This window comes from Enterobacter cloacae complex sp. I3, assembly GCF_014896175.1.
GTDB classification, from domain to species: domain Bacteria; phylum Pseudomonadota; class Gammaproteobacteria; order Enterobacterales; family Enterobacteriaceae; genus Enterobacter; species Enterobacter bugandensis.
The window spans coordinates 101082-124527 of the sequence record NZ_JADBQZ010000013.1 but is presented as its reverse complement, the minus strand read 5'-3'; the positions used below and the strand labels follow the sequence as shown (position 1 = coordinate 124527).

At 55.6% G+C, this 23446-nt stretch carries 23 protein-coding genes and 1 tRNA gene; 7 read left to right on the top strand and 17 right to left on the bottom strand.

From position 1 onward, the window contains the following. The first annotated feature begins 9 nt into the window (after nucleotides 1-9). Nucleotides 10-585 (top strand): division/outer membrane stress-associated lipid-binding lipoprotein, encoded by a 576-nt coding sequence (gene dolP / locus IM271_RS12265; RefSeq protein WP_028014534.1) that lies wholly within the window; start codon nucleotides 10-12, stop codon nucleotides 583-585. Between the two features lie 49 nt (nucleotides 586-634). On the opposite strand, the gene IM271_RS12260 is transcribed toward dolP, so the two are convergent. Together IM271_RS12260 and IM271_RS12255 are read right to left on the bottom strand one after the other, a co-directional pair. After that, entirely contained in the window at nucleotides 635-1672 is a 1038-nt protein-coding gene (locus tag IM271_RS12260) for a permease (protein WP_028014535.1), read from the bottom strand. Nucleotides 1673-1712: 40 nt separating this feature from the next. Beyond that, nucleotides 1713-2357: an NAD(P)H-binding protein gene (locus IM271_RS12255; protein ID WP_193052653.1), complete on the bottom strand. Its 645-nt coding sequence runs from the start codon at nucleotides 2355-2357 to the stop codon at nucleotides 1713-1715. Nucleotides 2358-2485: 128 nt separating this feature from the next. Here IM271_RS12255 and IM271_RS12250 point away from each other — a divergent pair, with 128 nt between their 5' ends. Beyond that, nucleotides 2486-3004: a type 1 glutamine amidotransferase domain-containing protein gene (locus IM271_RS12250; RefSeq protein WP_028014537.1), complete on the top strand. Its 519-nt coding sequence runs from the start codon at nucleotides 2486-2488 to the stop codon at nucleotides 3002-3004. Here the strand turns inward: IM271_RS12250 and IM271_RS12245 are convergent. Beyond that, nucleotides 2984-3418, bottom strand: coding sequence for a YhbP family protein (locus IM271_RS12245; protein WP_193052652.1), 435 nt, complete (start codon nucleotides 3416-3418; stop codon nucleotides 2984-2986). The two genes, IM271_RS12250 and IM271_RS12245, sit on opposite strands and share 21 nt — an antisense overlap. Nucleotides 3419-3432: 14 nt before the next feature. Between IM271_RS12245 and IM271_RS12240 the strand changes: the two genes are divergently transcribed. Further along, nucleotides 3433-3762 carry a GIY-YIG nuclease family protein gene (locus tag IM271_RS12240; protein WP_045260079.1) on the top strand — a complete coding sequence of 110 codons (330 nt, stop codon included), beginning with the start codon at nucleotides 3433-3435 and terminating at the stop codon, nucleotides 3760-3762. On the opposite strand, the gene IM271_RS12235 is transcribed toward IM271_RS12240, so the two are convergent. Then, a complete protein-coding gene (locus tag IM271_RS12235) occupies nucleotides 3749-4252 on the bottom strand; it encodes a GNAT family N-acetyltransferase (RefSeq protein WP_041907900.1) in 504 nt (167 codons plus the stop codon). The two genes, IM271_RS12240 and IM271_RS12235, sit on opposite strands and share 14 nt — an antisense overlap. Beyond that, the gene (locus IM271_RS12230) at nucleotides 4246-4770 is read right to left on the bottom strand and encodes an SCP2 domain-containing protein (protein WP_193052651.1); all 525 of its coding nucleotides are present in this window, start codon (nucleotides 4768-4770) and stop codon (nucleotides 4246-4248) included. Before IM271_RS12230 ends, IM271_RS12235 begins: the two co-directional genes overlap by 7 nt. A gap of 211 nt (nucleotides 4771-4981) precedes the next feature. Between IM271_RS12230 and IM271_RS12225 the strand changes: the two genes are divergently transcribed. From IM271_RS12225 to IM271_RS12215, 3 genes are all read left to right on the top strand, one after another. Further along, nucleotides 4982-5977 (top strand): peptidase U32 family protein, encoded by a 996-nt coding sequence (locus tag IM271_RS12225; RefSeq protein WP_042715087.1) that lies wholly within the window; start codon nucleotides 4982-4984, stop codon nucleotides 5975-5977. A 7-nt stretch (nucleotides 5978-5984) separates the two neighbouring features. After that, entirely contained in the window at nucleotides 5985-6863 is an 879-nt protein-coding gene (locus tag IM271_RS12220) for a U32 family peptidase (protein ID WP_041907896.1), read from the top strand. 78 nt (nucleotides 6864-6941) lie between these two features. Further along, a complete protein-coding gene (locus tag IM271_RS12215) occupies nucleotides 6942-7949 on the top strand; it encodes a luciferase-like monooxygenase (protein ID WP_193052650.1) in 1008 nt (335 codons plus the stop codon). 84 nt (nucleotides 7950-8033) lie between these two features. Here the strand turns inward: IM271_RS12215 and mtr are convergent, their stop codons facing one another. The 12 genes from mtr to IM271_RS12155 form a co-directional block, all read right to left on the bottom strand. After that, the gene (gene mtr, locus IM271_RS12210) at nucleotides 8034-9278 is read right to left on the bottom strand and encodes a tryptophan permease (protein WP_193052649.1); all 1245 of its coding nucleotides are present in this window, start codon (nucleotides 9276-9278) and stop codon (nucleotides 8034-8036) included. A 142-nt stretch (nucleotides 9279-9420) separates the two neighbouring features. Further along, nucleotides 9421-11316 carry a DEAD/DEAH family ATP-dependent RNA helicase gene (locus IM271_RS12205; RefSeq protein ID WP_041907893.1) on the bottom strand — a complete coding sequence of 632 codons (1896 nt, stop codon included), beginning with the start codon at nucleotides 11314-11316 and terminating at the stop codon, nucleotides 9421-9423. Next, nucleotides 11309-11389, bottom strand: a complete 81-nt coding sequence (gene yrbN, locus IM271_RS20340) for a protein YrbN (RefSeq protein WP_100122156.1) — start codon at nucleotides 11387-11389, stop codon at nucleotides 11309-11311. Before yrbN ends, IM271_RS12205 begins: the two co-directional genes overlap by 8 nt. 107 nt (nucleotides 11390-11496) lie before the next feature. After that, nucleotides 11497-12381 carry a lipoprotein NlpI gene (nlpI, locus tag IM271_RS12195; protein ID WP_028014546.1) on the bottom strand — a complete coding sequence of 295 codons (885 nt, stop codon included), beginning with the start codon at nucleotides 12379-12381 and terminating at the stop codon, nucleotides 11497-11499. A 108-nt stretch (nucleotides 12382-12489) separates the two neighbouring features. Beyond that, nucleotides 12490-14628 carry a polyribonucleotide nucleotidyltransferase gene (gene pnp / locus IM271_RS12190; protein ID WP_028014547.1) on the bottom strand — a complete coding sequence of 713 codons (2139 nt, stop codon included), beginning with the start codon at nucleotides 14626-14628 and terminating at the stop codon, nucleotides 12490-12492. A 242-nt stretch (nucleotides 14629-14870) separates the two neighbouring features. Beyond that, a complete protein-coding gene (gene rpsO, locus IM271_RS12185) occupies nucleotides 14871-15140 on the bottom strand; it encodes a 30S ribosomal protein S15 (protein ID WP_003861789.1) in 270 nt (89 codons plus the stop codon). Nucleotides 15141-15294: 154 nt separating this feature from the next. Then, nucleotides 15295-16245 carry a tRNA pseudouridine(55) synthase TruB gene (gene truB, locus IM271_RS12180; RefSeq protein ID WP_193052648.1) on the bottom strand — a complete coding sequence of 317 codons (951 nt, stop codon included), beginning with the start codon at nucleotides 16243-16245 and terminating at the stop codon, nucleotides 15295-15297. Continuing rightward, entirely contained in the window at nucleotides 16245-16649 is a 405-nt protein-coding gene (gene rbfA / locus IM271_RS12175) for a 30S ribosome-binding factor RbfA (RefSeq protein WP_041907887.1), read from the bottom strand. Before rbfA ends, truB begins: the two co-directional genes overlap by 1 nt. 101 nt (nucleotides 16650-16750) lie before the next feature. Beyond that, nucleotides 16751-19438, bottom strand: a complete 2688-nt coding sequence (infB, locus tag IM271_RS12170; protein WP_041907885.1) for a translation initiation factor IF-2 — start codon at nucleotides 19436-19438, stop codon at nucleotides 16751-16753. Between the two features lie 24 nt (nucleotides 19439-19462). Further along, nucleotides 19463-20965 (bottom strand): transcription termination factor NusA, encoded by a 1503-nt coding sequence (nusA, locus tag IM271_RS12165; protein ID WP_014885374.1) that lies wholly within the window; start codon nucleotides 20963-20965, stop codon nucleotides 19463-19465. Between the two features lie 28 nt (nucleotides 20966-20993). Beyond that, nucleotides 20994-21446, bottom strand: coding sequence for a ribosome maturation factor RimP (gene rimP, locus IM271_RS12160; RefSeq protein WP_014833432.1), 453 nt, complete (start codon nucleotides 21444-21446; stop codon nucleotides 20994-20996). 207 nt (nucleotides 21447-21653) lie between these two features. Next, nucleotides 21654-21730, bottom strand: a tRNA-Met gene (locus IM271_RS12155). 287 nt (nucleotides 21731-22017) lie between these two features. Here IM271_RS12155 and argG point away from each other — a divergent pair. Then, nucleotides 22018-23364: an argininosuccinate synthase gene (gene argG, locus IM271_RS12150; protein WP_193052647.1), complete on the top strand. Its 1347-nt coding sequence runs from the start codon at nucleotides 22018-22020 to the stop codon at nucleotides 23362-23364. The last annotated feature ends 82 nt before the right edge of the window (nucleotides 23365-23446 follow it).

The following is a 23446-nucleotide window of genomic DNA, read 5'->3' as shown; positions in this document are numbered from 1 at the left end:
GGAGTTTTTATGAAGGCTTTATCGACCCTCGCAGTCCTTATGTCTGCATTACTGCTTCAGGGATGTATCGCTGCGGCTGTTGTGGGTACTGCCGCAGTAGGCACCAAAGCGGCGACCGATCCGCGCTCTGTGGGAACGCAGGTGGATGACGGTACGCTGGAGCTGCGGGTCAACAGTGCGCTGTCGAAAGACGAACAAATCAAGAAAGAAGCGCGTATCAACGTGACGGCCTATCAGGGCAAAGTCCTGCTGACGGGTCAGGCACCGAATACCGAACTCTCCAGCCGCGCGAAGCAGATCGCAATGGGCGTTGAGGGCACCACGGAAGTCTTCAATGAAATCCGCCAGGGTCAGCCAATCAGCCTGGGCACCGCGTCGTCTGACACCTGGATCACCACCAAAGTCCGCTCCCAGCTGCTGGGTTCAGACCAGGTGAAATCCTCAAACGTAAAAGTAACGACCGAAAACGGTGAAGTGTTCCTGCTGGGTCTGGTGACCGATCGTGAAGGGAAAGCGGCGGCGGATATCGCCAGCCGGGTGAGCGGCGTGAAGCACGTCACCACCGCGTTTACCTACATTAAGTAATCCACGTCTGACTAAAGGCCCGGTAGGCGCGAGCGCCACCGGGCTTTTTTTACATCAACGCAATACTCCCCACCATCACTCCGCTCAACGCCACCAGCCCCGCCGTCAGCCACAGCGCTTTCGCCGGGAAAGACTTACGCAGCATGATGAGCGACGGCAGGCTGATTGCCGGCAAGGTGATAAGCAGCGCCAGCGCCGGTGCGGTACCCATACCGGCCAGCATCATGGTCTGGACAATCGGAATTTCTGCCGCCGTGGGGATCACAAACAGGCAGCCTGCAACGGCCATCGCAATCACCCACATCAGCGTGTTGTCGATCGCCCCATCCGCATGCGGGAAGAGCCAGACGCGCGCCGCGCCCAGAACCAGTACCGCCAGGATATAGACCGGAATGGTGCTCCAGAAAAGCTGCCACAGCGCCTTACCCCAGCGAGTGAAGAAACCGCCCTGCGGTTCGCTGACGTCCAGTTCAACGGCTGCGGGTTCGACGGCAGTATCCTTCACCAGTTTTTGTACCAGCGTCGCCACCACCAGCACCGTCAGCAGCCCGGCAACCAGACGGATAGCGGCAAAATGCCAGCCGAGCACAAAGCCCATAAACACCAGCGTCGCCGGGTTGAGCAGCGGGTTCCCCATCCAGAATGCCAGCGCACCGCCCATGGATACGCGCTGGCGGCGCATACCCGCCGCTACCGGTGCGGCACAGCAGGAGCACATCATGCCCGGCAGAGAGAAAATCGTCCCCAGCAGCGTGCCCTGAAAGCGCGGCTGCCCGAGTGTTTTCACCAGCCAGTTTCGCGGAATAAGTACCTGAATCAGCGATCCCAGGATTACCCCTAAGACGGCAGCTTTCCACACCGCCAGGAAGTAGACCATGGCGTAATCCCATGCCGCCTTCAGCGGGCTGGCATCAGCCTGAGCGAGTATAGATTTACCGATGCTGTGCGTTTCGGCGGCGGTGAAGGCTTTGCCGTAGTACGGCTGCCATTTCACATACCAGAGGCCAATGATGACCACGAGAAAGAAGAGTGCGGGCTTCCACCATTGGACAGGTGTTGCCGCCTGAGATGAAGACTGACCAGTCATACCATTCCCCGGAGAGTGTTATTTAATAAGCCGGAGAAGTTTACGCCTCGCCCTGCGCGATTTCACGCAGTTTTGCCGAAGGGATGACATTGACGCCCTCCTGCGACGGTGCCAGCGCCTCTTTCAGCATCGCCTGCGCGACGTCCCGCGCCTCGATGGACTTCCAGTTACCCGGCAGGATACGAAACAGCGGGGCGAAGAAGGATTCGTTAAAACGCCGTTCGTCGCGGTGGCCCATCAGCATGGAAGGCCGCACGATAGTCAGGCGCTCCCACTTCTGCGCAATCAGCGCCTCTTCCATTTTGCCCTTCACCTGATTGTAAAAAAACGGTGAGCCGGTGCTCGCGCCGTGCGAGCTCACCACCAGGAAATGTTTTGCCCCCAGCTTTTTCGCCGTCAGGGCGGTATCCACCACCAGCGTGTAGTCCGCATGGACGAACGCTTCTTTACTGCCCGCCTCACGCCGCGTCGTGCCCAGGCAGCAAAAGGCGATATCTATAGGATCCTGCACCTGCGCCAGCGCGTCGGTGAGCTGGGGATCGTGCGGGTTATAGACGCCGGTGATATCCAACAGCGGGCGGCGCGTCGGGGCGGCAATATAGTTGATATGCCGGTCCTGGATCAGCAACCGCAGCAGATGTCCACCCACCAGCCCGGTTGCGCCGGTAATCAGTACCTGACTCATCTTATCCCCTTTACAGAATTGTCCGTTTGCGATCTGGACCTGCTCTACCACACTTAAAAGTCTGTTACCGGTAAGTATTTACCACAAACGGGAAAAAAACAGTCTGAAGCGAAAACAACGGAGGAAGCATGGGTAAAAAAATCGCAGTCTTGATTACCGACGAGTTTGAAGATTCAGAATTTACGTCGCCAGCTGAGGCATTCCGCAAGGCAGGCCACGAGGTCATCACCATTGAGAAAGAAGCGGGTAAAACCGTGAAGGGCCACAAGGGCGAAGCCAGCGTGACCATCGATGAGTCCATCGATAACGTCAGCCCGTCAGATTTCGACGCCCTGCTGTTACCGGGCGGCCATTCACCGGATTCCCTGCGCGGGGACGAGCGTTTCGTCACCTTTACCCGTGACTTCGTCGGCACCGGCAAGCCGGTCTTTGCCATCTGCCACGGCCCGCAGCTGCTGATCAGCGCTGAAGTGGTCCGCGGGCGTAAGCTTACGGCGGTGAAACCGATCGTTATCGATCTGAAAAACGCAGGGGCCGAGTTTTACGATCAGGAGGTGGTCAACGATAACGACCAACTGATCACCAGCCGGACCCCGGACGATCTCCCGGCGTTTAACCGCGAAGCGCTACGCCTGCTCGGCGCGTAGCCAGTGAAGCTTCTTGCCAAAGCCCAGGGTGTTGTCGGTAAATTTCAGCTCATCAATCCGGATTTCCCACACCGGGGCTTTTAGCGCAGCAGCAACCGGGAAGCGGCTCGTGTAGCGTTTACGCTGTGCGTCGCTTTCTTCACCTTCCAGACGACGAATCTCACCCTTGAACTGCACGCCGCGGATCAGCGCGACCGTTTTCGGCTGACCGTTTACCGTGCCCGCCACTTTTGCCTGCTGGCCGGTCATCTGGGCATGCCGCGTTTTGCCCTCACTCATGACGTAAAAAGCGACGCGTTCAGGATCGTAGTAGTAAAAGGCGTTGGCGCACCACATTTCGCCCTCGCTATATACGCACCAGGTCACGACGTGCTGCTTTGCCAGCCAGCGGTTAATGGCGGCTAGTGTTTCCATTTTCGTTCTCTCTCATGCTATGGTGCGTTCACCTTAACATACTGAATCTGTTTACCGTGTGCTGGTTTCTCTATCTTGTCCGAACCGCTGATAACGCACTCTACACCGGGATCACCACCGATGTGGCGCGGCGTTTTTTACAACATCAAACGGGGAAAGGGGCAAAAGCGCTGCGGGGGAAAGGCGAACTGCAGCTGGCTTTTTCTGCCGCCGTGGGGGACAGATCGCTGGCACTCAGGCTGGAGTACCGTATTAAGCAGCTAACGAAGCGCCAGAAGGAGCGCCTCGTGACCGGAGACGGCTCCTTTGAGGCGCTACGCGAGAGCCTGATTAAAAGCGATTAAAATGGTCGTGGTAGTCCACCAGACCATTTACGCCGTTCAGAGCATCATCCGCCAGGCGATGCACCTGGAAGGCGGATTCGGTACCCGGCCAGCGGCAGCGAAGATCGTAATGCGCGGCCTGCTCGAAGCCTAAACGGCCATAGAACGCCGGATCGCCCAGCGTGACGACGGCGGCATAACCAAACTCATTCAGCGAGTCCAGCCCTTCATAGACCAACTGGCGCGCCAGGCCCTGCCCGCGGTAGTTTTCATCTACCGCCAGCGGTGCCATGCCCACCCACTGAAGATCTTCACCCTGAACGATCACCGGGCTGAAGGCAACATAGCCGACAACCTGACCTTCGTCATCGGTGGCAACCAGCCCCAGCGTGATCAGGCCGTCTTCACGGAGATCGTGGACCAGTTGGGCTTCCGCATCGCTCTCAAAAGAGCGGCGTAATAACGCATCGATACCCGGTGCATCAATCCCTATTTCGACTCGAATCAGCATGGCTCACCTACTGAAGTGTGTTTACTGTCCGGCGGGGATTTCAGCCCCGCCTCAACAAAATCTGCCATTTGCATCAACATCACGCGCAGCGCTTTCGGCATCTGCTCCAGCTCAATGGCATCCATTAAATTCTTCACGTACAGGCCCAGCTCCGTGTCGCCTTCAATCACCAGACGGCGCTGGAAGAAGAGCGTATCCGGATCCTGTTTACGCGCGGCGATCATCAGCAGATCGCTGGCGTTGGCGCTAAAGCTCACGTCCGCCTCGGCGGTTTCGCGGACGATCAGCTGGTCATTCTCAACGGAGGTAAACCAACGCAGCCCGATGTCACGCACCTCAATGCTCAACCAGCGGCCTTCCAGGAATTCCAGCTCGCCATCCTGCAGCGCCTGGCGGAACTGCCAGCTCAGGACCTGCTCCAGCACCTGACGTTTGAGCGCGAACGGCGCCAGCTTGACCGGCACGCTCAGCATTGATGGGCCAAATTGTACGAGACGTGAACGCAGTTTATCCAGCACGAGCTTTACTCCCTGATATCTATAGTCCTGCTATTTTGCCATATCCGACGCACAACATAGCGGCGTAAATCAACAAACCGTCGTCCGGACAACCTCATTATTGGTGCCATCAATACGCCATTAGCTGCCTTAAATCAAAAATTGTCGCGTATGGGTTAATTAAAATCCCAGCTCGTTAACATTTTTGCGATCGACAACATCAGGATAAATTATGGAGCTGCTCTGCCCTGCCGGAAACCTTCCGGCGCTTAAGGCGGCCATCGAGAATGGGGCCGATGCGGTCTATATCGGGCTGAAGGATGACACCAACGCCCGCCATTTTGCTGGCCTTAACTTTACGGAGAAAAAGCTTCAGGAAGCCGTTAACTTCGTTCATCAGCACCGCCGCAAGCTGCATATTGCCATCAACACGTTTGCCCATCCTGACGGTTACGCCCGCTGGCAGCGCGCGGTGGACATGGCAGCACAGCTGGGCGCCGATGCGTTAATCCTGGCCGACCTCGCCATGCTTGAGTATGCGGCAGAACGCTATCCGCATATTGAGCGCCACGTCTCTGTTCAGGCATCTGCCACCAACGAAGAGGCGGTGCGTTTTTACCATCAAAACTTTGACGTCGCCCGCGTGGTGCTGCCGCGCGTGCTCTCTATTCATCAGGTTAAGCAACTCGCGCGCGTCACGCCAGTGCCGCTGGAGGTTTTTGCCTTTGGTAGTCTGTGCATCATGGCCGAAGGCCGTTGCTATCTTTCTTCTTACTTAACCGGTGAATCGCCGAATACCGTCGGGGCCTGCTCCCCTGCCCGCTTCGTCCGCTGGCAGCAGACCCCGCAGGGGCTGGAGTCGCGTCTGAATGAAGTTCTGATCGACCGCTATCAGGACGGTGAAAACGCGGGTTATCCGACGCTGTGCAAAGGCCGCTACCTGGTCGACGGCGAGCGCTACCACGCGCTGGAAGAGCCCACCAGCCTTAACACGCTGGAGCTGCTGCCGGAGCTGCTGGCCGCCAATATTGCCTCGGTGAAAATTGAAGGTCGCCAGCGCAGTCCGGCCTATGTGAGCCAGGTGGCGAAAGTGTGGCGTCAGGCCATCGACCGCTGCATGGCGGACCCGCAGAACTACGCCCCACAGGCGGCGTGGATGGAGACGCTCGGATCGATGTCCGAAGGCACGCAAACCACGCTGGGCGCGTATCACCGTAAATGGCAGTGAGATAACCATGAAATATTCATTAGGGCCGGTGCTCTACTACTGGCCAAAAGAGACGCTGGAAGATTTTTACCAACAGGCCGCCACCAGCAGCGCCGATGTGATTTACCTCGGTGAAGCAGTATGCAGCAAACGCCGCGCAACCAAAGTGGGCGACTGGCTGGAGATGGCGAAAAGCCTGGCCGGGAGCGGCAAACAGGTGGTGCTGTCAACGCTCGCGCTGGTGCAGGCTTCGTCCGAACTGGGCGAGCTGAAGCGCTACGTCGAAAACGGTGAGTTTCTGCTGGAAGCGAGCGACCTGGGGGTAGTGAACATGTGCGCCGAACGCAGGCTGCCGTTTGTCGCAGGCCATGCGCTGAACTGCTATAACGCCGTCACCCTGCGCCTGCTGCTCAAACAGGGAATGACCCGCTGGTGCATGCCGGTGGAGCTCTCCCGTGACTGGCTGGCAAACCTGCTGAATCAGTGCGACGAGCTGGGCATTCGCCATCAGTTCGAAGTGGAAGTGCTGAGCTACGGTCATCTGCCGCTGGCCTACTCTGCCCGCTGCTTCACCGCGCGATCGGAAGACCGCCCGAAAGATGAATGTGAAACCTGCTGCATCAAGTACCCGAACGGGCGCAGCATGCTGTCGCAGGAGAACCAGCAGGTGTTTGTCCTGAACGGCATTCAGACCATGAGCGGTTACGTCTATAACCTCGGCAACGAACTGGCGTCGATGGACGGGCTGGTGGACATGGTGCGCCTGTCGCCGCTGGATACCAGCGTTTTCGCGATGCTGGACGCCTTCCGCGCTAACGAAAACGGCGCGTCGCCGCTGCCGCTGGCGGCAAACAGCGACTGCAACGGTTACTGGAAACGTCTGGCCGGGCTGGAACTTCAGGCCTAAAAAAGGCTCACTTTGTTAACAACGGTTATCATTTTTTAATGCAGTATTAAAGATTGACCGTCGACAAAGTGAGCTGTTATGACTGACAAAACCATTCCGTTTTCGGTGCTGGATCTGGCACCGATCCCACAAGGCTCCTCGGCAAGAGAAGCCTTCACGCACTCTCTCGATCTGGCTCAGCTGGCCGAAAAGCGTGGCTATCACCGCTACTGGCTGGCAGAACATCACAACATGGTCGGCATTGCCAGCGCCGCTACATCGGTGCTGATTGGCTACCTGGCAGCGAATACCACCACTTTACACCTTGGCTCCGGTGGAGTGATGCTGCCGAACCACGCCCCGCTGGTGATAGCCGAGCAGTTCGGGACGCTGAATACCCTCTATCCGGGCCGTATTGACCTGGGGCTTGGCCGCGCGCCGGGGAGCGACCAGCCGACCATGCGCGCCCTGCGCCGCCATATGAGCGGCGATATCGATAACTTCCCGCGCGACGTGGCGGAACTGGTGGACTGGTTCGACGCGCGCGATCCGAACCCGCACGTGCGCCCGGTGCCGGGCTATGGCGAGAAGATCCCGGTGTGGCTGTTAGGCTCGAGCCTGTATAGCGCGCAGCTCGCCGCGCAGCTGGGGCTGCCGTTCGCGTTCGCCTCCCACTTCGCGCCGGATATGCTGCATCAGGCGCTGCACCTCTACCGTACGAACTTCAAAACGTCCGAGCGTCTGGAGAAGCCGTACGCGATGGTGTGTATTAACATCATTGCCGCTGACAGCAATCGCGACGCGGAATTCCTGTTTACCTCTATGCAGCAGGCGTTTGTGAAGCTGCGCCGCGGCGAGACGGGCCAGTTGCCGCCTCCGGTGGAAAATATGCATCAGCTGTGGTCGGCCTCCGAGCAGTATGGCGTGCAGCAGGCGTTGAGCATGTCGCTGGTGGGTGATAAGGCAAAAGTGCGTCACGGGCTGGAAGCAGTGCTGCGTGAAACGCAGGCGGATGAAATTATGGTCAACGGCCAGATTTTCGATCACCAGGCGCGTTTGCATTCGTTTGACCTGGCGATGCAGGTGAAAGAAGAATTGGTGGGGTAGTTTTTTGCCGGATGGCGGCTTCGCCTTATCCGGCCTACGCGGTCCCTGTAGGCCCGGTAAGCGTAGCGCCACCGGGCAATGTGTTTACTGGTACACAGGCAACAGGTTAAAGCTCGACAGCACGTGGACCAGCGCGTTACCCACCCCAAATACCAGGATCAGCGCAATCATCGGTTTACCGCCCCAGACGCGAAATTTCGGGCTGCCGAAGCGTTTACGTGATTTACGTGCCAGCAGCGCTGGCACAATCGCCGCCCAGATGGTGGCCGCCAGCCCTGCATAGCCTATGGCGTACAGGAAACCGTTCGGCCACAGCAGACCGCCGACAATCGGCGGCAGGAAGGTCAGCAGCGCCGTCTTGAAACGCCCCATCGCAGAATCGTCAAAGCCAAACAGATCCGCCAGGTAGTCAAACAGGCCCAGCGTCACACCGAGGAATGAACTCGCCACCGCAAAGTTGGAGAAGACCACCAGCAGCAGATCCAGACTGCGGCTGTTTAGCACGCCGCTCAGCGCCTGCACCAGCACGTCAATGTTACCGCCCTTTTGCGCAATGCCGATAAACTCCGGGCGCGGGATGTTGCCCATTGTCCCCAGCAGCCAAATCACATACAGCCCAAGCGCCAGCAGCGTGCCGTAGACCAGGCACTTCACGATGGTGCGCGGATCCTTGCCGTAGTACTTCATCAGGCTCGGCACGTTGCCGTGGTAGCCGAACGACGCCAGACAGAACGGCAGGGTCATTAGCAGATACGGCGTGTAGGAGGGATTAACTTCCGCAACGTTAAACAGCGTGGCGGGCGTAACGTGCCCCAGCAGGCTGCCGAAGGTCAGGAAGAAGGTGATGACCTTCGCGCCCAGCACAATCGCCGTCATGCGGCTCACCGCTTTGGTGCTCATCCAGACGATAAACGCCACGCCCAGCGCAAAGCAGAGTCCCGCCAGACGCGCCGGAACGTTCAGCGACATCTCCGAAAAGGTGTGATGCAGAATCGAGCCGCTTGCTGAGATGTACGCGTAGGTCAGGATGTAGAGCACAAATGCGATGGAAAGGCCGTTCACCAGGTTCCAGCCTTTGCCCAGCAGATCTTTGGTGATGGTGTCGAAGCTGGAGCCAATGCGGTAGTTCAGGTTCGCTTCAAGGATCATCAAGCCGGAATGCAGCATGCAGAACCAGGTGAACACCAGCGCGGCCAGCGACCAGAAGAACCACGCACCGGACATGACCACGGGCAGGGAAAACATCCCGGCACCTATAATGGTTCCGCCGATGATCACCACGCCGCCAAGCAGCGAAGGTGACGTTTGGGTGGTGGTTAGTGTCGCCATACAGCCTTTTCTCCAGTTAATCATGCGGTTCTGCATTTTAGTGTGATGCACTGTACCAGTACAAGAGTACAAAGGGAATAAAAAAAGCCCCGATAGCGTGTATCGGGGCTGTATATTTTACTTTACGTCAGAAGCGAAAGGCTTACGCGTCACCGAAACGACGACGGCTGGTGCCTTCTTCACGACGTGGGCCACGGCTTTCGCGGCGCTCGCCGGAGAAACGACGACCTTCACCACCGCGACCTTCACTGCGACCGCCTTCACGACGCTCGCCGCCGAAACCGCGACCACCGCCACGACGTTCGCCACCGCGGTCAGGACGTGGCTGTGCATCGCCCAGCAGCTGCATGTTCATCGGCTTGTTCAGGATGCGGGTGCGAGTAAAGTGCTGAAGTACTTCGCCCGGCATGCCTTTTGGCAGTTCGATAGTAGAGTGGGATGCAAACAGCTTGATGTTACCAATGTAACGGCTGCTGATGTCGCCTTCGTTAGCAATCGCGCCAACGATGTGACGAACTTCAACACCATCATCACGGCCCACTTCAATGCGATACAGTTCCATATCGCCTGCGTCACGACGTTCACGACGTGGACGGTCTTCACCACCACGCTCTGGACGGTCGCCGCGTGGACCACGGTCGTTACGGTCGCCACGACGTTCGAAACGATCGTCACGGTCACGGAACTCACGCTTAGGACGCATCGGTGCATCTGGTGGCACGATCAGGCTACGTTCGCCCTGAGCCATTTTCAGCAGTGCTGCAGCCAGAGTTTCCATGTCCAGCTCTTCGCCTTCAGCGACAGGCTGGATCTGCGACAGCAGCGCGCGGTACTGATCCAGATCGCTGCTTTCCAGCTGCTGCTGTACTTTCGCGGCGAATTTTTCCAGACGGCGTTTGCCCAGCAGGTCTGCGTTTGGCAGGTCGGCTTCTGGAATGGTCAGCTTCATGGTGCGTTCAATGTTGCGCAGCAGACGACGCTCGCGGTTCTCAACGAACAGCAGCGCACGGCCAGCACGACCCGCACGACCGGTACGACCGATACGGTGAACGTAAGACTCGGAGTCCATCGGGATGTCGTAGTTGACAACCAGGCTGATACGCTCAACGTCCAGACCACGTGCTGCCACGTCGGTTGCAATCAGGATATCCAGACGACCGTCTTTCAGACGCTCCAGCGTCTGCTCACGCAGGGCCTGGTTCATGTCGCCGTTCAGCGCTGCGCTGTTATAGCCGTTACGCTCCAGCGCTTCAGCCACTTCCAGGGTCGCATTTTTGGTACGCACGAAGATAATCGCCGCATCAAAATCTTCCGCTTCCAGGAAACGGACCAGTGCTTCGTTTTTGCGCATGCCGTACACGGACCAGTAGCTCTGGCTGATGTCCGGGCGAGTGGTCACGCTGGACTGAATACGCACTTCCTGCGGCTCTTTCATGAAGCGGCGGGTAATGCGACGGATCGCTTCTGGCATGGTTGCAGAGAACAGAGCGGTCTGGTGACCTTCCGGGATCTGCGCCATGATGGTTTCTACGTCTTCGATGAAGCCCATACGCAGCATTTCATCTGCTTCATCCAGTACCAGGCCGCTCAGTTTAGAGAGGTCCAGAGTACCGCGCTTCAGGTGATCCAGCAGACGGCCCGGCGTACCGACGACAATCTGTGGGCCCTGGCGCAGGGCGCGTAACTGCACGTCATAACGCTGGCCGCCGTACAGGGCTACCACGTTTACGCCGCGCATATGTTTAGAGAATTCCGTCATTGCTTCAGCAACCTGAACAGCCAGTTCACGGGTTGGAGCCAGGACGAGGATCTGCGGTGCACGCAGGTCCGGATCGATGTTGTTCAGCAGCGGCAGCGAGAACGCTGCAGTTTTACCGCTACCAGTCTGGGCCATGCCCAGCACGTCACGACCAGAAAGCAGATGCGGGATACATTCTGCCTGGATCGGAGATGGTTTTTCGTAACCCAGATCGTTAAGGGCTTCAAGGATAGGAGCCTTCAGGCCCAGATCTGCAAAAGTGGTTTCGAATTCAGCCATGTAGTACGAGTGCCTCAATGTCAATGGCGGCCAGTCTACTTAGCTCATCGTGAAAATGATTAGCAATTTTCATTGAAAAGTGTGAACCGGCTCAAAGTAGGTGTATTGACGAACAACAACGCCCTCACCAGTGAAGGTGATGGCAATCAAAAGATTACGGGCTGATGTTTATGTCGTCAGCTATTGCTGGTCCGATTCTGCCAGGTCGTCTTGCTCCTGGCCCAAGAGCGATAATTCCAACAATGCATAACGGTGCTCAACGAAGTTATGTACGTTGTTAGCAACCGCTAATTTGAACAGTGCCGTAGCGCTGTCCATATCCCCCAGACTTAGGTAGTACTTACCTAAATAGAAGTTGGTTTCACTGAGATGCTCAGCGAGCGAGGTGTTATCCGTTGCGTCCGCCTTGAGGCGTTCCATCAGCGTTGCTTCGCTAATGTTGCCCAGGTAGAACTCGACAATGTTCCATCCCCACTGTTCCTTATCCGATTTCTCGAAGCGCTGTTGTAGTGCTTCTTTTGCCTGCTTCTCATCGAGCTTCCGCTCAACGATGTAAAGCCACAGGCTACGGAAAGGATCATTAGGATCGTCTTGATAAAACGCCAGCAGATCATCTTGCGCTAACTTATCACGACCGCCGTAATACAATGCGATACCGCGATTCAAGTGCGCGTAGTTGTAAGTTGGATCAAGCTCAAGTACAGAATCAAACGCTTCATAGGCAGCATCAAAATTGCCTGCCTGCGTTAAATAAATGCCTAAGTAATTGAATACTTCAGGCATATCAGGTCGGATAGCCAGCGCTTGTGAAAAATCATTTCGCGCTAATGCCCTCAGACCGAGACTATCATACAACACTCCGCGCTCATATAAAAGCTGTGCGCGTTCGTCATCGGTTAAAGCCCGACTGGCAAGTATTTGTTCCATGCGTGCCAGAATCACTTCCTGCTGCAAAGTCGGTTGCAATGGCACTGCGAGGACTTCGCTCTTACGCCAGGCAGAGTTGCTGCATCCTGCCAGCGTTAAAGCTGTCGCAACGAAACACCAGCGCAAAAAAGGCTTCATTTCCCACTCCCGAAGACAACTATTGGATGAACGTCCTGTCCCCCGGCGGCTTAACAAGGCGTCCTGCCTGATAACAGGCCCTCCGCAAAGCGGAGGGCAAATGGCAACTTACTCGCCTTGCTGTTCAGCAGCCGGAGCTTCCGGTGCCGCAGCAGGTTGAGACTGCTCGGTTGCTTCTTTAATGCTCAGACGGATACGGCCCTGACGGTCAACTTCCAGAACCTTAACCGGCACTTCCTGACCCATCTGCAGGTAATCGGTCACTTTCTCAACGCGCTTGTCAGCGATCTGAGAGATGTGAACCAGACCTTCTTTACCGCCACCGATGGCAACGAACGCACCAAAGTCAACGATACGGGTCACTTTACCCGCGTAGACGCGGCCCACTTCGATTTCAGCAGTGATTTCTTCGATGCGACGGATAGCGAATTTCGCTTTCTCGCCGTCGGTTGCTGCGATCTTCACAGTACCGTCATCTTCGATTTCGATGGTGGTGCCGGTCTCTTCGGTCAGCGCGCGGATAACAGAACCGCCCTTACCGATAACATCTTTGATCTTGTCTGGATTGATCTTGATGGTGTGAATACGCGGAGCGAATTCAGAGATATCACCGCGTGGCGCGTTGATAGCCTGTTCCATCACGCCCAGGATGTGCAGACGCGCACCTTTAGCCTGGTTCAGAGCAACCTGCATGATCTCCTTGGTGATACCTTCAATTTTGATATCCATCTGCAGGGCAGAGATACCGTCGCGGGAACCCGCTACTTTGAAGTCCATATCACCCAGGTGGTCTTCGTCACCCAGAATGTCAGACAGAACAACGAAGTTGTCGCCTTCTTTAACCAGACCCATTGCGATACCCGCAACGGCGGCTTTGATCGGCACGCCCGCATCCATCAGCGCCAGAGAGGCACCACATACGGAAGCCATGGAAGAAGAACCGTTGGACTCGGTGATTTCAGAAACCACGCGAACGGTGTACGGGAATTTGTCAGCTTCCGGCATCACTGCCAGCACGCCGCGCTTCGCCAGACGACCGTGACCAATTTCACGACGCTTCGGTGAGCCAACCATACCGGTTTCGCCCACAGAGTACGGAGGGAAGTTGTAGTGGAACAGGAAGTTGTCAGTACGCTCGCCCATCAGTTCATCGATGATCTGCGCGTCACGTGCGGTACCCAGGGTTGCGGTAACCAGCGCCTGCGTTTCACCACGGGTGAACAGCGCAGAACCGTGAGTACGCGGCAGTACGCCAGTGCGTACGTCCAGACCACGAATCATGTCTTTTTCACGGCCATCGATACGCGGCTCGCCTGCCAGTACGCGGCTACGAACAACGTTTTTCTCGATAGCGTGCAGAATTTCGCCAATTTCGTTAGCGTCCAGCGTTTCGTCTTCGGCAACCAGGGTCGCGGTTACTTCAGATTTGATCGCGTCAACCTGAGCGTAACGCTCCTGTTTGTCGGTGATGCGGTAAGCGTCGCTCAGACGAGATTCTGCCAGTGCCGCAACGCGTGCGTTCAGCGCATCGTTTGCTGCTTCTGGCTGCCAGTCCCAACGTGGCTTACCGGCTTCTTTCACCAGGTCGTTGATGTTCTGGATAACAATCTGCTGCTGCTCATGACCGAACACCACAGCGCCCAGCATCTGGTCTTCGCTCAGCAGTTCAGCTTCGGATTCAACCATCAGCACAGCCGCTTCAGTACCGGCAACAACCAGGTCCAGCTTACTTTCTTTCAGCTCTTCCTGAGTTGGGTTCAGCACGTACTGGTCATTGATGTAACCGACGCGCGCGGCACCGATTGGGCCATTGAATGGAATACCAGACAGTGACAGGGCAGCGGAGGCACCGATCATCGCAACGATGTCCGGGTTAACCTGTGGGTTAACGGAAACAACGGTCGCAATAACCTGCACTTCGTTAACGAAGCCTTCCGGGAACAGCGGACGAACCGGGCGGTCAATCAGACGCGCGATCAGGGTTTCGCCTTCGCTTGGACGGCCTTCACGACGGAAGAAACCACCCGGGATTTTGCCGGCAGCGTAGGTACGCTCCTGGTAGTTAACGGTCAGCGGGAAGAAGTCCTGACCTGGTTTAGCTTTTTTCTGGCCCACAACGGTCACGAATACCGCGGTGTCATCCATGCTTACCATAACGGCAGCAGTCGCCTGGCGTGCCATCATGCCGGTTTCCAGCGTGACGGTATGTTGACCATACTGGAATTTACGAACGATCGGATTCAGCAAAATTCTATCCTTTCTTAAATGTATGACAGCACACCGCCGGCGTGCTGTCGATTTAACCCGACCTTCTTCGCATCCTCGCGACTAATGACAACCGACACCCCCATGGGTGAAGCCTCTCATTAGCCGCGCGAACCTCTGCAATGAAGATCATTTATAGCAACAATACAATAGTTTCCATTGAATTGCTGCCGTCTGGTTGAAAAAAGGGGCCATCAGGCCCCCTTTTCTGAAACTCGCAAGACTTAGCGACGCAGACCCAGACGCTCGATCAGCGCGGTGTAGCGTGCAACATCTTTACGCTTCAGGTAGTCGAGCAGTTTACGACGCTGAGAAACCATGCGCAGCAGACCACGACGGCTGTGGTGATCTTTTTTGTGCTCTGCAAAGTGACCCTGCAGGTGGTTAATCTGTGCAGTCAGCAGTGCAACCTGAACTTCGGTAGAACCGCTGTCGTTAGTACCACGACCAAACTCAGAAACGATTTTAGCTTTAGCTTCAACGCTTAGAGACATTTTCAAACTCCAAAGTATAAAAAATGTAAGGGTGCCGATCTCTAATTCAGCGACCCCATGTACGCCCCGCAGATTGTTAAACAATTTACCGGGCGTTAAGCGGCGATATTCTACTCGTCTCCCCTGCTTATCGCAAGGTGAGGCGTAATCACCGTCACGCGCCGACCGGATATTCGACGACCAGACGACGCGGCGCAACGCGCCCTTCACCGTCCATTTCGCCCATACCGATGAATTTCCCTTCGTCACCTTCCGTCACGCGTACCAGTCCATCCAGCGGCGCATCCGCCGTACGAACCGGGTTTCCGTTCTTAAAGTAAACGGACGATGTTAAAGGAAGATTAATGATCGGGAAGTCCGCTGCCGGACTGTCCATTGGCATCAGCAGTGGATCCAGCAAATCTGCTGGTTCCACTCCCTGCGCTTGTGCCTGTTCAGCCAGCGCGCGCAGCTGCTCAAGCGTCACCATGCGTTCCACCGGATATTTACTGACCGCCAGACGACGCAGATAAATCACATGCGCACCGCAGCCCAGCTTTTCACCCAGGTCGTCGATGATGGTGCGAATATAGGTCCCTTTCGAACAGTGGACTTCCAGCTCCAGCTCGTCACCTTCGTGGCGAATGAACAGCAGCTCATACACGGTTATCGGACGCGCTTCGCGCGGGACGTCAATTCCCTGGCGCGCATATTCGTAGAGCTTCTTGCCCTGATATTTCAGCGCCGAATACATCGATGGCACCTGCATCGTGTCTCCGCGGAAGCTCTCCAGGGCCGCATCAAGCTGTTCGGCGCTGAAGGTCACCGGGCGCTCTTCCACCACCTGACCATCCGCGTCGGAAGTATCCGTACGCTGGCCCAGCTTAGCGATAACGCGGTAGCGTTTATCGGAATCGAGCAGGTACTGGGAAAACTTTGTCGCTTCACCCAGGCAAATCGGCAGCATGCCGGTCGCCAGCGGATCCAGTGCGCCGGTGTGGCCCGCACGGTTAGCGTTATAAATACGCTTCACTTTTTGCAGCACGTCGTTGCTGGATGCACCCTGTGGTTTATCCAGCAGCAGCACGCCATGCACGTCGCGACCGCGACGACGAGGACGACTCATCAGTCCTCCTTGCTGTCGTCCGTCGGGTTAACACGACGTTCGTCGTCATGTTTCACCACGCTGGTCACCAGGTTGGACATGCGCATACCTTCGACCAGCGAGTTGTCGTAGAAGAAGGTCAGCTCGGGAACAATACGCAGGCGCATCGCTTTGCCGAGCAGAGAGCGGATGAAACCAGAGGCTTCCTGCAGTGCTTTAATGCCGTTTTTAACCGCCGCTTCGTCCTGATCGTTCAGGAAGGTCACGAACACTTTGGCATAGGCCAGGTCACGAGACATTTCCACGCCAGAGACGGTGGTCATCATACCGATACGCGGGTCTTTGATTTCGCGTTGCAGGATGAGTGCGATCTCTTTCTGCATCTCCTGCGCCACGCGCTGTGGGCGACCAAATTCTTTCGCCATAATAAATTCTCCAGACAAAAAAGGGGCTAAAAGCCCCTTTTAAAATTATTGCCGGGTGGCACGAGGCGATCCCGGCCTACATATGGACTTATCCCTAAGGATTAGTCGATGCTGCGTTGGATCTCGATGATTTCGAACACTTCGATCATATCGCCAACGCGAACGTCGTTGTAGTTCTTAACGCCGATACCACATTCCATGCCGTTACGGACTTCGTTAACGTCATCTTTGAAGCGGCGCAGGGATTCCAGCTCGCCTTCGTAGATAACCACGTTGTCACGCAGTACGCGGATTGGGTTGTGACGCTTGATGGTACCTTCGGTAACCATACAGCCCGCGATCGCACCGAATTTCGGTGATTTGAACACGTCACGCACTTCAGCCAGACCGATGATCTGCTGTTTCAGCTCAGGAGACAGCATACCGCTCATCGCGGCTTTCACTTCGTCGATCAGGTTATAGATGACGGAGTAGTAGCGCAGATCCAGGCTTTCCGCTTCGATCACGCGGCGAGCAGATGCATCAGCACGCACGTTGAAGCCAACCAGGATAGCGTTGGACGCCGCAGCCAGGGTTGCGTCGGTTTCGGTGATACCACCTACGCCAGAACCGATGATCTTCACTTTCACTTCGTCGGTAGACAGTTTCAGCAAGGAGTCGGAGATCGCTTCCACAGAACCCTGAACGTCTGCTTTCAGAACGACGTTCACTTCGTGAACTTCGCCTTCAGCCATGTTCGCAAACATGTTCTCAAGTTTAGATTTCTGCTGACGCGCCAGCTTAACTTCACGGAATTTGCCCTGACGATACAGTGCCACTTCACGCGCTTTCTTCTCGTCACGCACAACGGTCACTTCATCACCGGCAGCCGGAACACCGGACAGACCCAGGATTTCCACTGGAATGGACGGACCTGCTTCCAGCACTTCCTGACCCAGTTCGTTACGCATCGCACGAACACGACCGTATTCGAAGCCACACAGAACGATGTCGCCCTTGTTCAGCGTACCTTCGCGAACCAGAACCGTTGCAACCGGACCACGACCTTTATCCAGGAAGGATTCGATTACCGCACCGCTCGCCATACCTTTACGAACGGCTTTCAGCTCCAGAACTTCGGCCTGAAGCAGGATAGCGTTCAGCAGGTCGTCGATACCAGTACCCGCTTTTGCAGATACAGGGATGAACTGCGCTTCGCCGCCCCACTCTTCCGGCATAACACCGTACTGAGACAGTTCGTTCTTCACGCGGTCCAGATCGGCTTCTGGCTTATCGATTTTGTTGACCGCAACAACCAGAGGCACCTGCGCCGCTTTCGCGTGCTGGATAGCTTCAATGGTCTGTGGCATAACGCCATCGTCTGCTGCAACAACCAGTACAACGATATCCGTAGCCTGAGCACCACGAGCACGCATTGAGGTGAACGCTGCGTGGCCTGGGGTATCCAGGAAGGTGATCATGCCGTTTTCGGTTTCTACGTGGTAAGCACCGATGTGCTGGGTAATGCCACCCGCTTCGCCGGAGGCAACTTTCGTAGAACGAATGTAGTCGAGCAGAGAGGTTTTACCGTGGTCAACGTGACCCATGATGGTCACAACCGGTGCACGCGGTTCAGCCGCAGCGCCAGTGTCACGGTCGCTCATTACTGCTTCTTCCAGCTCGTTTTCACGACGCAGGATAACTTTGTGGCCCATCTCTTCGGCAACCAGCTGTGCGGTTTCCTGGTCGATAACCTGGTTGATGGTCGCCATTGCGCCCAGCTTCATCATCGCTTTGATGACCTGAGAACCTTTAACCGCCATCTTGTTCGCCAGATCGCCAACGGTGATGGTTTCGCCAATCACGACGTCACGGTTAACCGCCTGAGCTGGCTTCTGGAAGCCCTGCTGCAGAGAGGAACCTTTACGCTTACCGCCTTTACCACCGCGAACCGCTGCACGAGCTTCTTCGCGGTCAGCTTTAGATTCAGCGTGTTTGTTACCTTTCTTAGCCGGACGCGCGGCTTTTGCATTACGACCACGGCCACGGCCGCCTTCTACTTCACGGTCGTTATCATCTTCAGCCTGACGCGCATGCTGAGAAGTGGTCACGTGATAGTCGCTGGTGTCTTCAGTCGGTTCAGCGGTATTCACGCCATTCTTCTCGTTTTCTTCTGCCATACGACGCGCTTCTTCAGCGACGCGGCGAGCTTCTTCTTCCAGCTTACGGCGGGCTTCTTCTTCCGCTTTACGCTTCAGCTCGGCAGCTTCATTTTCACGGCGGGCTTTTTCAGCCTGGGCGGTTTTGGTCATTTCGTCTGTCTGTTGATTGCTCACTTTGTCTTTTTCCGCAGCGTCACGCTTCACTTTATCACTGGCGTCGCGTTTCGCTTTTTCTGCGGCCTCACGTTCAGCTTTTAATTCTGCTTCACGTTTGGCGGCTGCTTCCGCCTCACGCTGAGCTTGTTCTTCCGCTTCACGCTGTGCCTGCTCTTCCGCGGCAAGGCGTTCTGCCTCTTGCGGATCACGTTTTACAAAGGTGCGCGTCTTGCGGACTTCAATTTGTACCGATTTGCTTTTGCCACCGGTACCAGGAATGTTTAACGTGCTGCGCGTTTTGCGCTGCAGCGTTAACTTGTCAGGCGTAGAACCGTGTTCGCGGTTCAGGTGCGTTAACAAGGTTTGTTTTTCTTGCGCGGTCACCGAGTCATCAGCGGACTTCGGGATCCCTGCATCAGCAAATTGCTGTACCAGGCGGTCCACGGAGGTCTGAATCTCAGCAGCCAGCGATTTTACAGTTACATCAGTCATGCTGTTCCTTCCTGCTACAGTTTATTACGCTTCGTCGCCGAACCAGCAAATATTACGTGCGGCCATGATGAGTTCGCCGGCTTTCTCGTCGGTTAAACCTTCGATATCGGCCAGGTCATCAACGCCTTGCTCAGCGAGATCTTCCAGCGTACAAACACCACGGGCAGCCAGCTTGAACGCAATCGCACGATCAAGACCTTCCAGATTCAGCAGGTCATCAGCCGGCTTCTTATCGCCAAGGCTTTCTTCCTGAGCCAGTGCCAGGGTGGTCAGTGCGTTTTTAGCGCGTTCACGCAGGGCTTCAACGGTTGGCTCATCCAGACCGTCAATTTCCAGCAGCTCTTTCATTGGCACATAGGCCAGTTCTTCCAGCGTAGAGAAACCTTCTTCTACCAGAACAGTGGCGAAGTCTTCGTCAATGTCGAGGTATTTGGTGAAGGTATCGATCGCCGCATGGGCTTCAGCCTGATGCTTAGCCTGCAGGTCATCAACGGTCATGACGTTGAGTTCCCAGCCGCTCAGCTGTGACGCCAGGCGTACGTTCTGACCGTTACGGCCAATCGCCTGCGCCAGGTTGCCCGCTTCAACAGCGATATCCATGGTGTGTTTGTCTTCGTCAACAACGATAGACGCGACATCAGCCGGAGCCATTGCGTTGATCACGAACTGCGCCGGGTTGTCGTCCCACAGAACGATATCAATACGCTCGCCGCCCAGTTCGGTAGAAACCGCCTGAACGCGCGCGCCGCGCATACCGACGCAAGCACCGACCGGATCGATACGCTTGTCGTTGGTTTTCACCGCAATTTTCGCACGAGAGCCTGGATCGCGAGCTGCTGCTTTGATCTCAATAACTTCTTCGCCGATTTCCGGCACTTCGATGCGGAACAGTTCAACCAGCATTTCTGGTTTAGAACGGGTCACGAACAGCTGTGCACCACGCGCTTCAGGGCGCACGGCGTACAGAACACCACGAATACGGTCGCCCGGGCGGAAGTTTTCACGCGGCAGCATGTCTTCACGCAGGATCACGGCTTCAGCGTTGCCCGGCATCCCTTCGGATTTAATTTCCAGAGAGATGTTGTCACGGTTCACTTTCTTCACCACGCCAGTGATGATTTCGCCTTCCTGATCGCGGAACTGATCGACAACCAGCGCGCGCTCGGCTTCGCGCACTTTCTGCACGATAACCTGCTTAGCGGTCTGGGTGGTGATACGGTCGAAGGTCACAGATTCAATCTGATCTTCAACGTAGTCACCCACGTTCAGACTTTCGTCTTCAAAACGTGCCGCTTCCAGGGTGATCTCTTTGGTCGGCTGGGTCACTTCTTCAACGATTACCCAACGACGGAATGTATCGAAGTCACCGCTTTTACGATCGATTTCTACGCGAACATCGATCTCTTGTTCGTATTTTTTCTTGGTTGCTGTAGCCAGTGCACTTTCCAGCGCTTCGAAAATTTTCTCACGCGGCAGTGATTTCTCGTTGGAGACGGCTTCAACAACAGCCAAAATTTCTTTGTTCATCGCGGGCTTTTCACCTCAATCCAGACTGTTAAAAGTGGGGAACCAGGTTCGCCTTCTGGATATTACTCAGCGCGAACACTTCATCTTTGCCTTCGACTGTTACCGTGATCATTTCACCATCAACGGCTTTGATAATTCCCTGCCATTTACGGCGGTTCTGTACGGCCATACGCAGAACGAGAGCCACTTCTTCACCGGTAAAGCGCACATAGTGCTCGGCCGTGAACATCGGGCGATCCAGGCCAGGTGAGGAAACTTCCAGGTTGTACGCAACGGTAATCGGGTCTTCAACATCAAGAACCGCACTCACCTGGTGGCTGACATCAGCACAATCATCAACATTGATGCCATCTTCACTATCAATATAGATGCGCAGCGTCGATGTACGGCCGCGAACGAATTCGATGCCGACCAGTTCGTAGCCCAGTGCTTCGACCGGTGCAGTAATCATCTCTGTTAATTTTTGCTCTAATGTGGACAAGCCCACCCCCAAGACATAAAAAAAGGGCGTAAAGCCCAGTTATTCTGTAGTCAGATAACAAAAAACCCCGATAAATCGGGGCTTTAGATAACTGAACCCTATAGCCACAACTGTGGCCTGGAGCACTCTCCGAAAGAATTTTTTCAAATCCAGCTACGAAGGCTCTAAGTCTTCACAGTATATTTGAAAAAGAACTTTATGGGAAAGTGGTTGCGGGGGCCGGATTTGAACCGACGACCTTCGGGTTATGAGCCCGACGAGCTACCAGGCTGCTCCACCCCGCGCCTGAAACGTGGCAAATTCTACGCGTTTTGGACAGAATTTGCAAATAATGCTGGGATTTGGTACCGAAGACGGGACGTAAAATCGGCGTTTAGTATATTGATAGTTGACCCCACCTGTCAACCCAGCTTCCGCCAGAGAGAACAGACCAAATTTTTTACAAAAAACGCATGAGTCTCTTCCGGTATTCGATAAAAGATGATTAAATGAATACTCACTTATTTTGCATAAAAATGCACAAGAGAACGAAAGCGGTCTCTAATCAGTCAATCAAGCAGGGTTTTATTCTATGACGACGATTCTCAAGCATCTTCCGGTAGGACAACGTATTGGCATCGCTTTCTCAGGCGGCCTGGATACCAGCGCTGCACTGCTGTGGATGCGCCAGAAGGGAGCGGTTCCGTATGCATATACTGCGAACCTGGGTCAGCCGGATGAGGACGATTACGATGCTATTCCTCGTCGCGCTAAAGAGTATGGCGCAGAAAACGCGCGACTGATTGACTGCCGTAAGCAACTGGTTGCTGAAGGTATCGCCGCTATTCAGTGCGGTGCGTTCCATAACACCACGGGCGGCCTGACCTATTTCAACACCACCCCGCTGGGTCGTGCCGTCACCGGCACCATGCTGGTTGCCGCCATGAAAGAAGATGGCGTAAACATCTGGGGTGACGGCAGCACCTATAAAGGCAACGATATCGAACGTTTCTATCGTTATGGCCTGCTGACCAACGCGGAGCTGCAGATCTACAAGCCGTGGCTGGACACCGACTTCATCGACGAGCTGGGTGGTCGTCATGAGATGTCTGAGTTTATGATTGCCTGCGGCTTTGACTACAAAATGTCCGTTGAGAAAGCCTACTCTACCGACTCCAACATGCTGGGCGCGACGCACGAAGCGAAGGACCTGGAGTTCCTGAACTCCAGCGTGAAGATCGTTAACCCGATCATGGGCGTGAAGTTCTGGGACGAGAGCGTGAAGATCCCGGCAGAAGAAGTGACCGTGCGTTTCGAACGTGGTCATCCGGTTGCCCTGAACGGCAAGACCTTCTCTGAGGACGTTGAACTGATGCTGGAAGCAAACCGCATCGGCGGTCGTCACGGTCTGGGCATGAGCGATCAGATTGAAAACCGTATCATCGAAGCGAAAAGCCGCGGCATCTATGAAGCTCCGGGGATGGCGCTGCTGCACATCGCTTACGAGCGTCTGCTGACCGGTATTCACAACGAAGACACCATCGAGCAGTATCATTCTCATGGTCGTCAACTGGGCAAATTGCTGTATCAGGGTCGCTGGTTCGATCCGCAGGCGCTGATGCTGCGTGACGCGCTGCAGCGTTGGGTAGCGAGCGCGATCACCGGTGAAGTGACGCTGGAACTGCGTCGTGGTAACGACTACTCCATTCTTAACACCGTGTCGGACAACCTGACCTATAAAGCCGAGCGTCTGACCATGGAAAAAGGTGAGTCTGTGTTTTCTCCGGACGACCGTATTGGTCAGTTGACCATGCGTAACCTGGACATCACCGATACCCGTGAGAAGCTGTTCAACTACGTTGAGAATGGTCTGCTCTCAGCGAATTCCGGTAACGGCCTGCCGCAGGTTGAAAACCTGGAGAATAGCGATAAGAAGTAATCGCTGATGTAACATGCAAAAGGCGCCCAATGGGCGCCTTTTTGTTTGGCTTTTGTAGGGCGGGTAAGCGCAGCGCCACCCG